General features: G+C 34.9%; 14 protein-coding genes. 7 read left to right on the top strand and 7 right to left on the bottom strand.

What is annotated here, in order from left to right; all coding sequences use genetic code 11:
- Nucleotides 1-57: 57 nt before the first annotated feature.
- Nucleotides 58-720: a thioredoxin domain-containing protein gene (locus tag PF028_RS06980; RefSeq protein WP_270860481.1), complete on the top strand. Its 663-nt coding sequence runs from the start codon at nucleotides 58-60 to the stop codon at nucleotides 718-720.
- 1 nt (nucleotide 721) lies between these two features.
- The gene (gene dsbI / locus PF028_RS06975; protein WP_270860480.1) at nucleotides 722-1,354 is read left to right on the top strand and encodes a protein-disulfide oxidoreductase DsbI; all 633 of its coding nucleotides are present in this window, start codon (nucleotides 722-724) and stop codon (nucleotides 1,352-1,354) included.
- Nucleotides 1,355-1,379: 25 nt separating this feature from the next.
- On the opposite strand, the gene PF028_RS06970 is transcribed toward dsbI, so the two are convergent.
- The 7 genes from PF028_RS06970 to dcd all read right to left on the bottom strand — a co-directional run bounded on the left by PF028_RS06970 (nucleotide 1,380) and on the right by dcd (nucleotide 8,425).
- Nucleotides 1,380-1,775 (bottom strand): type II secretion system protein, encoded by a 396-nt coding sequence (locus PF028_RS06970; protein WP_270860479.1) that lies wholly within the window; start codon nucleotides 1,773-1,775, stop codon nucleotides 1,380-1,382.
- 68 nt (nucleotides 1,776-1,843) lie between these two features.
- Nucleotides 1,844-2,605 carry a 3'(2'),5'-bisphosphate nucleotidase CysQ family protein gene (locus PF028_RS06965; RefSeq protein ID WP_270860478.1) on the bottom strand — a complete coding sequence of 254 codons (762 nt, stop codon included), beginning with the start codon at nucleotides 2,603-2,605 and terminating at the stop codon, nucleotides 1,844-1,846.
- A 97-nt stretch (nucleotides 2,606-2,702) separates the two neighbouring features.
- Nucleotides 2,703-3,983, bottom strand: coding sequence for a citrate synthase (locus tag PF028_RS06960; protein WP_270860477.1), 1,281 nt, complete (start codon nucleotides 3,981-3,983; stop codon nucleotides 2,703-2,705).
- Between the two features lie 82 nt (nucleotides 3,984-4,065).
- Nucleotides 4,066-5,211: a cation:proton antiporter gene (locus PF028_RS06955; protein ID WP_270860476.1), complete on the bottom strand. Its 1,146-nt coding sequence runs from the start codon at nucleotides 5,209-5,211 to the stop codon at nucleotides 4,066-4,068.
- Nucleotides 5,208-5,717, bottom strand: a complete 510-nt coding sequence (locus PF028_RS06950; RefSeq protein ID WP_270860475.1) for a YfcE family phosphodiesterase — start codon at nucleotides 5,715-5,717, stop codon at nucleotides 5,208-5,210. Before PF028_RS06950 ends, PF028_RS06955 begins: the two co-directional genes overlap by 4 nt.
- A gap of 3 nt (nucleotides 5,718-5,720) precedes the next feature.
- Entirely contained in the window at nucleotides 5,721-7,811 is a 2,091-nt protein-coding gene (topA, locus tag PF028_RS06945; protein ID WP_270860474.1) for a type I DNA topoisomerase, read from the bottom strand.
- A 53-nt stretch (nucleotides 7,812-7,864) separates the two neighbouring features.
- Nucleotides 7,865-8,425, bottom strand: coding sequence for a dCTP deaminase (dcd, locus tag PF028_RS06940; protein WP_270860473.1), 561 nt, complete (start codon nucleotides 8,423-8,425; stop codon nucleotides 7,865-7,867).
- Between the two features lie 198 nt (nucleotides 8,426-8,623).
- On the opposite strand from dcd, the gene PF028_RS06935 reads away from it, so the two are divergent.
- From PF028_RS06935 to PF028_RS06915, 5 genes are all read left to right on the top strand, one after another.
- Nucleotides 8,624-9,670 (top strand): type II asparaginase, encoded by a 1,047-nt coding sequence (locus PF028_RS06935; protein ID WP_270860472.1) that lies wholly within the window; start codon nucleotides 8,624-8,626, stop codon nucleotides 9,668-9,670.
- 301 nt (nucleotides 9,671-9,971) lie between these two features.
- Nucleotides 9,972-10,586 (top strand): hypothetical protein, encoded by a 615-nt coding sequence (locus PF028_RS06930; protein WP_270860471.1) that lies wholly within the window; start codon nucleotides 9,972-9,974, stop codon nucleotides 10,584-10,586.
- A complete protein-coding gene (locus tag PF028_RS06925) occupies nucleotides 10,583-11,053 on the top strand; it encodes a hypothetical protein (RefSeq protein WP_270860470.1) in 471 nt (156 codons plus the stop codon). Before PF028_RS06930 ends, PF028_RS06925 begins: the two co-directional genes overlap by 4 nt.
- Before the next feature lie 3 nt (nucleotides 11,054-11,056).
- Nucleotides 11,057-11,674, top strand: a complete 618-nt coding sequence (locus PF028_RS06920) for a LysE/ArgO family amino acid transporter (RefSeq protein ID WP_270860469.1) — start codon at nucleotides 11,057-11,059, stop codon at nucleotides 11,672-11,674.
- Between the two features lie 52 nt (nucleotides 11,675-11,726).
- On the top strand, nucleotides 11,727-12,305 hold the full coding sequence (locus tag PF028_RS06915; protein ID WP_270860468.1) for a hypothetical protein: 579 nt from the start codon (nucleotides 11,727-11,729) through the stop codon (nucleotides 12,303-12,305).
- The last annotated feature ends 12 nt before the right edge of the window (nucleotides 12,306-12,317 follow it).

Below are 12,317 nucleotides of genomic sequence, written 5' to 3'. Positions count from 1 at the left end.
ATTTTTATCGTTTATGAATTTATTGTAAAATACGGAAATTTAATCGAAGGATTGATTGTGAAAAAGAGTTTTTTAAAAGTTATTTGTGCGGTTTTTTGCCTTTTTTCTTTTGCATTTTGCGAGCAAGATGAACGCTATATCGTGCTTGAAAATCCGATTGAAAATGCCGAAAATTCGCTGATTGAGATTTTTAGTTACGATTGTCCGTTTTGTTATAAATTTGATGAAGTTATCAAAAAAATAATGTGTGAAAATACAAATTTGAAATTTATCCCTTATCATTTAGCAACTAGGGGCGAATTTGGGGTTTTAGGAAGTGAAATTTTTGCAAATTTGATAGCTTATGACAATAATAAAAGTGTTGATTTATTTGATGAGCTTTCCGAATTTAATAGAGCCAAAAAGGCAATTTTTACGGCATATCACGAGAAAAAAGAGCGTTGGGGCGGTGTGGCTGATGAAAACGGAAAAAATGCTTTTTTGCAAACCGCTTTGGCAAATTCGCAAATATCAAATTTTAAATTTGAAAATAACAGCACCGCCGTTAGCGAAATTCTAAATTCTTGGGGTCTGGATAAAAACGGAAAAGCCTATGAAATCGCAAAAATTTTAGGCGTTCCTGCCTTTGTGATAAACGGAAAATATCTTATAAAAACAAGCTCTTTGCGTAGTTTTGAAGATATGGATAAGCTTGTTAAAGAACTAAGTTTAAAGGATTAAAATGAGCTTAAAAGCGATACTAATTAAAATCGGAAATTGGCAAAATGGACGGGATTTTTGGATTTATTTGGCGATAATTTCGGGCTTTTGTGTGTTTTTTTCGCACTATTTTTTCCAAAAATATCTTTTTATGTTGCCGTGCGAGCAATGCGTTTATGTGCGTTTTGCACTTTGTGTGATAGCCCTTGGTGCGATTTTTGCAGCCATTAATCCAAAAAATATCTTTTTAAAAATTTTAGGATTTGTTTTTGGAATTTATGGTGTGATTTTAGGAATTAGCTCTGCACTTCATTTAAATGCCATCCACAAAGCACTTCACGGCGGAGATATGTTTGGAATCCAAGGCTGTTCGGCTGAACCAAAATTTATACTAAATTTGCCTTTGCATGAGATTTTTCCTGCGATTTTCAAGCCATTGGGAGACTGTGGTTATGATATGCCTGTTGTGCCAAACGGCGCAAAACTCGATGCTACGCAAGAAGTTTTAGTCAAACTCTATGAAAACGGCTGGTACTTAGTGCCGCAAATGAGATTGATAAATCTTGCCGAATGCTCATTTATACTATTTTTTGTAATAGCAATTTTATTTGCACTAACAATTCTGTTTGGAATTTTAATGAGAAATAGATTTTAATAAATGCGTGAAAATCCCGCATTTATTAATTTCGTGTTTCTACAAATATAATGCCATCAGAAAATAGCATGTTTTCTAAATTTCTCAAACTTCCGTTTTGCCAAACTTTACTGCATAAACCATTATTTAAATGCATAGTAAGAATAGTTTCATTAATATCTCTATATGTAAATTCTGCACAAGTTTCGCCTTTTATTTGTATAGGATTTGAAACATTTGTCATAGAAGAAATATTTGAATTAAATTTTCCTTGCGAGATATAATAGCCACCAACATCCTGAACAGCATTCCTTATGTTATTTGCTGTTTTGACTATCTCAGCATCATCTCTTGTTGCTGCTAGTCTAGGTATGGCAACTGCCGCCAAAATCCCTAAGATAACGATCACGAAGATCAATTCAATCATTGTAAAAGCTTTCATGTTTTTAACCTTTGTTAAAAAAATTTTGCTTACATATTATACAACTTTTTTTTTAAAAATGTTAAATTTTATAAATTTCTAAGCATTTCATCCAAAAATTTGACATTATTTATATCTAAGACTAAATAAGGATTATTTATCAGGCTCTCGCTGTTGTATCTTGGTAGCTCACGCGTTTTTAAATCTATTATCACACCGCCGCTTTGAGTAACCAAAAAATCCCCCGCAGCGATGTCCCAAAGCGAAGACGGACCAAGCCTAGAATACGCACCTGCTTTGTTTTCGCAAATTCTACAAAATTTAATCGCCGAACCAATTCTTTTTAATTCATAGCCAAATTTGTTAGCTAATTCTGTTCTTTTTGCCGAATTTCCGTGTCTTCCAAGTAAAAACAAATTTGGTGTCCTATCGCATTTGGGCAAAATTTCGCCATTTTTATAGACTATGCCTTCGCCTTTGCTATAAAAAAGCTCATCACTTACGGGGATATAAATCGCACTCAAAATCGGCCGTCCGGCTTTTATCAAAGCAATACAAACGCAAAATTCGCCATTTTGTGCAATAAATTCTTTTGTCCCGTCAAGCGGATCAACAAGCCAAAACATTTCGGTATTTTTGCGTTCATCGGCACTTAAAATGCTCTCTTCGGAGCAAATTTTTATCCCACTTTTGCCTAAAATTTTTAAAATTATCTCATTTGCAGCCAAATCTGCCGTCGTAAGCGGAGATTTATCTTCTTTTTCGTAAATTTCGAATTTTTCATAATGTTTTAAAATTTCCTTGCCGGCATCTTTCGCAGCCATAACTGCCAAATTTAGTAAATCTTGCATTTTTTATCCTTTTAAAATTTGGATTTTACAATAAATTTGATTTATAAATTTTGAAAGAATTTGCCGAATTCGCAAATTTGCAAATTCGGCAAAACGCTTAATTTTTCGGAGTTATATCTTTTGGGCCGACATAAAGTTGTCTTGGGCGAACGATTTTTATAGTATCTTGTTCTTTTAGTTCCATCCATTGAGAAATCCACCCCGGACATCTTCCCATAACAAAAATTACCGCAAACATCTCCGTTGGGATTTTTAGCGCCTTTAAAATCAGACCTGAGTTAAAATCAACATTTGGGTAAAGGTTGCGCGAAACGAAATAATCGTCATTTAGCACGATTTCTTCAATTCTATTTGCAATTTTAATTAAATTTGAATCAATGCCGATTTCATCGATTAGTTGATTTCTCATTTTTTTAAGTACTTTTGCGCGCGGATCGTAGTTTTTATAAACTCTGTGTCCAAAGCCCATTAGTCTAAACGGATCGTTTTTATCTTTTGCTTTTGCGATATATTTATCGACATTATCGACACTTCCTATCATTTCTAGTTGGCGAATTACGCTTTCATTAGCACCGCCATGCGCATGTCCCCAAAGTGCGCCAATACCCGCACTAATGCAAGAATACGGGTGCGAATGCGTTGATCCGACCGTTCTAACCGTCGTGGTTGAAGCATTTTGCTCGTGGTCGCAGTGAAGCATAAGCACGGTATCAAAAGCTTTAACTTCGATTGGTCTTAATTCAAAACGAGAGTGCGGAAATGATCTCATCATATAAAGGAAATTCTCTGTAAATCCGCGATCAAGATCAGGATAAATTTGCGGATAACCGCGTGAGTGGCGATAATAAAATGCTGCAAGTGTAGGCATTTTTGCAACTAATCTTTTTGCAAGTTCCATATATTCAACTGGATCGTCAAAATTCATATCTCGTGAATAATATGTGCTAAGCGTTGCCACACAAGCCTGTAAAACTGCCATAGGGTGGGCACGATCAGGAAATGCGTCAAAAAGTTTTAAGATATTTTCATTGATAAAACAGCGAGTTTTTAACTCGGTTTTGAATTCTTTTAGCTCGTCTGAATTCGGAAGTCTTTTATTTAAAAGCAAATAAACCACATCTAAGAAAATTTTATTTTCGGCAAGCCACGCTATATCATATCCTCTGTGCAAAAGTTCGCCTTTTTCGCCGTCGATATAAGTTATTTGGCTTCGACACATCGCAGTAGAAGTATAACCACGATCGAAAGTAAACATTCCTGTATCTTTATAAAATGTAGAAATATCTACAACACTAGGTCCTAAATTTCCGTCTAATATCGGGAAATTATATGACTTACCATTACGATTATCGGTTAGAGTTACGGAATTTTCTGCCATATCATATCCTTTCAAATTTTTTCTGAAATTGTAGCGAAAATATTATTAAAATTCGAAGGGGCTTAAAATCAGAAATAAAAATTTAAGATTTTTTTAAATTAAATACAAATTTGATTAAAACCATCGAAAGAACGGCTTCAAAAATACTTGATAAAACCAAAGCATAATAAATTTCATTGTTTATAATTTCAAGTGTTTTTCCGATTGTAGCTGTTGCTATAACCAAAGTTAGCGGCATAGAAAGACTTAAAGAAGTTAAAATCGTATTTTTTAATTTAAATTCTTTTAGAAAAACGCTTGAAGCAATCAATCTAAATGCGAACATTGAAACAACGATTATAACGATATTTGGTAAAACTCCCGGAAGCAAAACCGAACGCAAATCCACAACAGAGCCTGTGTAGATGAAAAATATCGGTACCAAAAATCCAAAACCAAAACCCGATAATTTTTGTGGCAAATCTTTTTTATGCTCGAAAAATGTCGGTATGAAGGTTCCTGCGATAAATGCACCGATGACGATTTCAAGGTCTAACATTAGCATAATTCCTGCTACAAAAAACAAAATCGCCGCCGCAAAACGAATATCTTTTTCATTTTTGTCATATTTTGGCATAATGATTGTTTTTAAATTCGGATACCACCAAAATAGCGTCTCTAACCCTTTGAAAACAAAAGTCGCCATAAGCAAAAACGCACAAAGTGCAAAAATATGCAAAAACAAATCGCTTCCAAAGCCGTTTTTTAGGTAAATCGCGCCGATAGTGATGACGCCAATGCTGATAACTTCGCCGATAATGCCTATTAGCATTGCTCTATTTAGCCAAATTTCGTTTTTGCCGTAATCTTTGTAAAGCGTAGAAAGCAAACCGATACTCATCGTAGGGATTACAATGGCAAAAATTTGCTCCAAATTAAAGCCAAAAACCAATAAAATAGTTAAAAAATATAAAATTGCCAAAAATAAAAGCACTTTTTTTAGAATTTCTCGTTTTATATTTAGGAAAATTTTTAAATCAACCTCAGTTCCTGCCAAAAACATCATATAATAAAATCCTATCTCTGAAACTGATTTAAATAGCTCATTTTGTGGCAAAAAGCCAAAAAAACCAAAAATCATACCAAGCAAAATTTCAGTCGGAGAAATGGGAATTTTTATCACTTTTGCGACATAAGGAGAGAGAAAAATAATCAAAGCAACGCTAAATAAAATGGAAATTTCGCTCATAAAATAATTTCCCTTTGGTTCCAAAATTTCTCGCCGAAGTCCTTTTCAACCTTAAAAACTCTAAATTTAGCTTCATCAAATTCGATATATGCAAATTCGTGTTTTGGTTTTTTTCTAGCACAAATTTCACCCGAATTTAGCGTTAAATTTGCACCATTTAAAACACCGGCAAAAAAATGCGTATGCCCGTAAATGGTTAAATTTGCCGAATTTTCAAAATAAAACGGGTGGTGCATAAGGCGAATTTTTAAATCTTTAAATTCAAAATCATAAGGCTCAGGATAAATTTCAAATTCACTCTCGCAACTTTTTAAAAAAGAATCATTATTTCCCAAAACGGCTTTATACGGAATTCCGCTATCTCGCATATCTTTTAGCGTAGAAATTTCTACGATGTCCCCTGCATGAAGCAGCAAATCCACGCCCTTTTCTTTTAGATAATCAATCGCACTTTTTGCGATGTCAGAGCGATGATGGGAATCCGAGATAACGCCGATTTTTAGCATATTTTAATCTTGTTTTTCTTTAAATTTACAAGCCGGACACTCAAAAAAAGTTCCGCTTTTTAGCTCTTTTTTTACCAAATGCGATTTTTTGCACTCAGGGCATTTTAAATTTGTCGGTTCGTAGTTGCTTACAAATTTGCATTTTGGGTAGCTTTTACAGCCATAAAATTTGCCCCGCCTTGAAAATCTCTCCACGATTTCGCCACCACACTCTGGGCATTTTACGCCGATTTCTTTGGCGACTTTTTTTGTGGCAGTCGCACTATTTTCATCGCCATTTTCGCTCTTTAAATTCCTTGAATATTTACATTTTGGAAAATTTGAACAAGCGATAAATTCGCCAAATCTACCACTTCGTTTTAGCAGATCTCCGCCACACTCAGGACATGCTTCGCCGATACTGATGGCTACTTTTTGACTAGCGATATTTGTTTTTCCTTCGCTTATTTTTTCTATAAAAGGATAGTAAAAATCAGATAAAATTTCTTGCCAATCTGCCTTATTTTCGGCTATATCGTCAAGTTTTTCTTCCATTTTTGAAGTAAATTCGCTATCGACTATATTTTCAAAATTTTTCTCCAACATTTCCGTGATTTTAAATGCAATCTCGGTCGGAACCAACTGCTTTTTCTCGATTTCTACATATTTTCTAGCACTTAGCAAAGAAATCGTCGGCGCATAAGTAGAAGGCCGTCCGATACCTAAACTTTCTAGCTTTTTAACCAAACTAGCTTCTGAATACCTTGCAGGCGGCTCGGTAAAATGCTGTTCGCTAGAAATTTTTTCTAAGCTCATTTCATCGCCGATATTTAGGCTTGGCAAAATTCTATCTTTATCCAAATCCCCGTAAATTCGGTAAAATCCGTCAAAACTTACCTTTCTACCGCTTAGCCTAAATTCGCTTTTTTGCCCTTTAATATTTACGGTTTGAATTTGCGACACGCTTGGCGTCATTTGCGAAGCCACAAATCGGTTGTAAATAAGCGTATAAAGCCTTGCTTCATCTTTTGGCAAAGTCGCCGCCGCAAGCTCTGGCGTAAATTTCAAATCAGTAGGCCTTATAGCTTCGTGTGCTTCTTGTGCGCCTTTGCTTGAAGTTGTATAAAAATTTGGGCTTTTTGGCAGGTAATTATCGCCAAATTCGCTCTTTATGAAATCTCTTGCCATAGCAATGGCTTCTTTTGCGATATTTAGCGAGTCGGTTCTCATATAGGTTATCGCACCGCCTGATTTCGTATTTACGCCCTCATAAAGGCTTTGAGCCAAACTCATCGTTTTTTTAGGGCTAAAACCAAGACTTGAACTAGCGCTTTGTTGCAAGGTTGAAGTCATAAACGGCGCATAAGGATTTGTTTTTCGTTCTTTGCTCTCAATCGCACTAACACTAAATTTCTCTATTTCAACGCTTTTAACTATTTCATCGGCAAATTTAGCAGAATTTACGCTTAGTTTTTCCATTTTAACGCCGTCAAATTTAACTAATTCGGCTTCAAGTTTTTTCTTAAAAATCGCATCGATACTATAATATTCAACAGGTTTAAAGGCCTTTATTTCGCGCTCTTTATCTACTACGATTTTTAGAGCTGCGCTTTGCACACGCCCTGCACTTAGCCCTTTTTGGATTTTTAAATTCAAAAGCGGACTTAGTTTGTAACCAACAATTCTATCTAGCAAACGCCTTGCTTGTTGAGCATTTACGCTATCGATATTTAGTTTGCGTGGCGAATTTAAGGCGTTTTGGATTGCAGTTTTTGTGATTTCATGGAAAACAATGCGTGGCAAGGATTCCGGTTTTTTGCCGATAGAAACGGCGATATGATAGGCTATTGCTTCTCCTTCTCTATCTTCGTCCGTTGCAAGGTAAATTTGATCGCTTTGTTTTGCTAAATTTTTTATCTCTTTTACAACCGCAGCGTGGTCGCTACTGATTTCATATTGTGGTTCAAAATGATTTTCATCGATTTTTATACCAAATTTTTTTGTCGGCAAATCCCTAATATGCCCTTTTGAGGCGATTACTTCGTATTCATCGCCTAAAAATTTTTTAATCGTTTTTGCCTTTGCGGGAGATTCCACTATTATTAAATTTTTCATATTTTTACCTTAAATTTAACTCTTTAAATTCTTGTATTCTACCAAAAATTTATTTATTTCAAAATTCGTGGCAAAGTAATGCCTGTTTGACTTTGGTATTTGCCTTTTTTGTCGCTATAACTTACTTCGCACGGCTCATCACCTTGCAAAAATAAAACTTGCGCAATGCCTTCATTTGCGTAAATTTTAGCAGGCAATGGCGTTGTATTTGAAATCTCAATCGTAATATGACCTTCAAATCCCGGCTCAAACGGCGTTACATTTACGATTATTCCGCACCTTGCATAAGTGCTTTTGCCAAGACAAATCGCTAAAACATCGCGTGGCATTTTAAAATACTCCACAGTTCTAGCAAGTGCGAACGAATTTGGCGGGACAATGCAGACATCGCCTACAAAATCAACCACATTTTTTTCATCAAAATTCTTTGGATCCACAACCGTTCCGCCGATATTTGTAAAGATTTTAAACTCATTTCCTACTCTTATATCATATCCATAGCTAGAAACGCCATAACTTACCACGCCTTTGCCAACATTTTCTTCGCAAAATGGCGTTATCATTTCATTTTCTACGCTCATTTTTCGTATCCACTTGTCGCTTTTTAAACCCATTTAAAATCCTTAAAATTTTTTTGGCGAAATTATAGCAATAAATTTTTAAAATGCAAATTTTCGTAAAAGCAAATTCAAAAAGTTAAAAACTTTTTTCTAAATTTGATTTTATGAGAAAATTTGCTTCGCAAATTTACAAAACTAGTTTTTATTTATGGTAAAATTCGCTTAAATTTTTAAATTTACAAAGGATAAGCTATGAATTTCTTAAACAAAGTCGCATTAACTACATTTCTAGCTGCTTCAACGCTTGTTGCAAAACCTACTATTTATATATTAGCTACCGGCGGGACGATCGCAGGAAGCAGCGAAAGCACACTTAGCGGAGACTACACATCAGGCACGGCCACCGTAGATCAGCTTATAGCTTCTGTTCCTGAAATAAAAGAACTTGCAACCATAAAAGGTGAGCAAATTTCAAATATCGGCTCACAAGAGATGAATAACGAAGTCTGGCTGAAACTCGCAAATAGAGTAAATGAGCTTTTGGTTAAAAACGATGTTGATGGCGTGGTTATCACGCATGGAACCGATACTATGGAAGAAAGTGCGTATTTTTTAAATTTGGTAGTAAAAAGCAAAAAACCTATCGTTTTTGTGGGAGCCATGCGCTCAGGAACTTCCATAAGCGCAGACGGACCGCTAAATATTTTTAACGCCGTAAATGTCGCGATAAATCCAAAAAGCTGGGGAAAAGGTGCGTTGGTTGTCTTAAACGATGAAATTCACGCCGCAAGAGAAGTAAGCAAAACAAATACAACTTCGGTTGCTACTTTTGCTTCGCCAAATTCGGGTAAAATCGGAAGTGTAAATTTTGGCATTGTAAATTATTATATGCAAAGCACACGCAAACACACGGTAGATAGCGAATTTAACATAAAAGATATAAAAGAATTTCCACGAGTTGATATTGTTTATGCTCACACAAACGATACGGCAGATTTTGTAAATTTAGCCGTAGAAAAAGGCGCAAAAGGGATTATTTTAGCTGGTATGGGAAACGGAAATCCATATCCAAGTGTCGCAGAAGCACTTGAAAATGCTGCAAAAAGTGGCGTTATCGTAGTTCGCTCATCTCGCACAGGAAGCGGCTCGACTAGTGTCGGCGGCGAAGTAGATGATGAAAAACTCGGATTTTTAAGCGGGGATAATTTAAATCCGCAAAAAGCGAGAGTTTTGCTGATGACGGCTTTAAGTAAAACAGATGATAAGGCAAAAATCAAAGAGTATTTTGCGACGCATTAAATTTCTATGAATTTAATCTCGATTGAAACGAGCCTAGCTTTTTAGCGTGACAACCACCGATAGACAAACAAAGTCTTATCTTGTGTTTGCCACGCTAAAAATCGTCGGCATTTGATTGTCAATTTTGGTATTGGATTATTTTTGCAAATTCGCTTTCATTGTCATTGCGAGACCACGAAGTGGTCGTGGCGATCGCCAGTGTAAGCAAAATTCGCAAATTCGAGTTTAAATTTAACCAAATTTTGAATTTATTTTATAAAATTTGGTAAAATCATCGCTAAATTTGATGAAAGGATTTGCGATGAATAAATTTAGAGTTTTATTTTTGGCAGTTCTTATGACTTTTTTCCTAACAGGTTGTGCTAGTAGCGGTGTTGCGCGAAATTCAGGCATTATAAAATCTAGCGATCCGATTTTTATCACAAATTTACCAGATAAAAAGCTCGTAAATGTCGCATTTACAAACACTAGCAATTTTGATTCAAATTTAACCACTGCAATCGAAGAATATCTTACACAAGACGGATATAGCGTAGTTTCAAAAGACAAAGCAAATATTTTAATCGAAGGAAATTTAAACTATTTTAGACGCATTGCTTATAGAGATGATAGATTTCGCCCGACATTTGGTTTTGGATTTGGTATGGGTAGATTTTCACGCCACTTTGGGCTTGGCATGGGCATGGGATTTCCGTTAGGATTTCCAGATGACGATTATTACGGCGTTACAAGCTATATTTATGACGGGCAATTAAGCCTTTTGATTAGGGTTAAAAACGGCAAAGAATTTAAAGATTACGCAACAAATTTAAACTATCAAAGCGAACCGGACGCCGGTGGTATCGCACGAGTAACCGATTCGTTTAATTACAAAGTTTATCAACAAATTTCACAATTTTTAAGTAGGCAGCAATGACAATTAAAGAAAACAAAAAATCTGCACTTTACACGCTAATTGGAGCGATTATTCTCATAGTCGCAGGAACACTTGGAACGCTAAATAACGAAGGTGGGGCTTATATTTTTGCACTCATCGTTGGGCTTGCTTGTATAGGATTTTGCATAGCAAAACTGCTTAGTAAAAATTATATGGAAATTTATGATGACGGATTTATGATTGAACACTCTAAAAAACAGATGAAATTCGATTTTAAGGACATTGAAGATATAAGCATAAGAACATTTCACACGGCAAAAAATGTGCAGGTTTTAAATTTTAAATTCAAAAAAAATTTTTCGTGCGAAGATAGATTTAATTTCGTTAGATTTTATAGTGAAGATGAAGCTACTTTGCCAAACATTTACGAAAAATCATTTTATGAAATTTGCGGAATTTTAAGAAATAAATTCATCGAATTTAAAGAAAAGGGCGAACAAATTTAGCCTATGTTTGTCTCTTTTTTAAACGGAGCGATTTTAAGCTTTTCCCTAATCATCGCCATCGGCGCACAAAATGTTTTTGTTTTACAACAAGGACTTATGAAAAATCATATTTTTGTTGTTTGCTTTATCTGCTTTATTTGTGATGCGATTTTGATGGCGTGTGGGATTTTTGGTATCGGCGAAGTTTTTGCAAAAAATGAAAATTTATCATTTTGGCTTGGCGTGTGTGGCATTTTATTTTTACTCGCTTTTGGCTTAAACGCTTTTATTTCGTCATTTCGTGGCTCAAATTTCGCTAAAATCAAAAATGCCGTCCCACAAAAACTCTCAAAAACAGCACTCAAAACCCTTGCCGTTACGCTTTTAAATCCGCATGTTTATTTAGATACCGTTGTTATCGTAGGCGGAATAGGAACCACGCTAAATTTGCAAGAGCGAATTTATTTTTGGTTAGGAAGCGTTCTTGCATCTTTTATTTGGTTTTTTTCTCTTGGATACGGTGCTATGAAGCTTTCAAAACTTTTTATGAACACAAAAGCTTGGCGAATTATTGATTTTGTAGTTGGCATTTTTATGTTTTATATAGCTTTTTTGTTGATAAGATTTATATTAAAAATTTAAATAAATTTAGATAAAATGAAGGTTTTAATTTTAAATTTAAAAAGGATAAAAAATGCGATTATCTGTCAAAAACGGTACTAAAATCGATACCGTTGTCAAAAAAATAAAAAAAATGCTCGGAGATGAATATAAAGACGGGGTTTTGACATCAGGAATTAATATTTACATAGGTAGCGATACATGCAATGTTTATGATTGCGAAATTCAAAACAACATACAAGAAGCCTACGCCTATGCAAGGGGTAAATTTCGTAACGAAATGCTAACTTTTTTTGAAAATCATCTAAATTTAGACCTTTCAAAAGAGATAGAAAAATATAACACAAAATATAGAAAACACCTAGAACAAGGGCAAACTATGTTAGCCATGAAATACAAAGAGCTACTAGAAGATACAAAAAAAATGCAAGAGCAAATTCCGTTTTACAGACAGCTATATGCTATGGTGATGACAACCGGCAAAAAAAGCACGATTCATCTTAAAGTCGCTGAAATCGGTAGAAAATGGGTAATAATCAGAGCTTATCAAGAATTTGACCTTGAAAACGGCGAGAAAATTTACTACGCAAATAAAAAAATATATAATAAAATCGATGAAAATTTTGGAAATCGATATAAATTCGCAATTTAAATTTGATAAAAG

The sequence above is a fragment of the Campylobacter sp. CN_NE2 genome (assembly GCF_027797465.1).
Classification (GTDB): domain Bacteria; phylum Campylobacterota; class Campylobacteria; order Campylobacterales; family Campylobacteraceae; genus Campylobacter_B.
This window is presented reverse-complemented; position numbering and strand designations above follow the sequence as displayed.

Coding starts and splice junctions, on each gene's coding strand:
- PF028_RS06920 (WP_270860469.1), top strand. CDS start 11,057: ATGTTTGTCTCTTTTTTAAACGGAGCGATTTTAAGCTTTTCCCTAATC.
- PF028_RS06960 (WP_270860477.1), bottom strand. CDS start 3,983: ATGGCAGAAAATTCCGTAACTCTAACCGATAATCGTAATGGTAAGTCA.
- PF028_RS06950 (WP_270860475.1), bottom strand. CDS start 5,717: ATGCTAAAAATCGGCGTTATCTCGGATTCCCATCATCGCTCTGACATC.
- PF028_RS06935 (WP_270860472.1), top strand. CDS start 8,624: ATGAATTTCTTAAACAAAGTCGCATTAACTACATTTCTAGCTGCTTCA.
- PF028_RS06915 (WP_270860468.1), top strand. CDS start 11,727: ATGCGATTATCTGTCAAAAACGGTACTAAAATCGATACCGTTGTCAAA.
- dcd (WP_270860473.1), bottom strand. CDS start 8,425: ATGGGTTTAAAAAGCGACAAGTGGATACGAAAAATGAGCGTAGAAAAT.
- PF028_RS06925 (WP_270860470.1), top strand. CDS start 10,583: ATGACAATTAAAGAAAACAAAAAATCTGCACTTTACACGCTAATTGGA.
- topA (WP_270860474.1), bottom strand. CDS start 7,811: ATGAAAAATTTAATAATAGTGGAATCTCCCGCAAAGGCAAAAACGATT.
- PF028_RS06965 (WP_270860478.1), bottom strand. CDS start 2,605: ATGCAAGATTTACTAAATTTGGCAGTTATGGCTGCGAAAGATGCCGGC.
- PF028_RS06930 (WP_270860471.1), top strand. CDS start 9,972: ATGAATAAATTTAGAGTTTTATTTTTGGCAGTTCTTATGACTTTTTTC.
- dsbI (WP_270860480.1), top strand. CDS start 722: ATGAGCTTAAAAGCGATACTAATTAAAATCGGAAATTGGCAAAATGGA.
- PF028_RS06970 (WP_270860479.1), bottom strand. CDS start 1,775: ATGAAAGCTTTTACAATGATTGAATTGATCTTCGTGATCGTTATCTTA.
- PF028_RS06955 (WP_270860476.1), bottom strand. CDS start 5,211: ATGAGCGAAATTTCCATTTTATTTAGCGTTGCTTTGATTATTTTTCTC.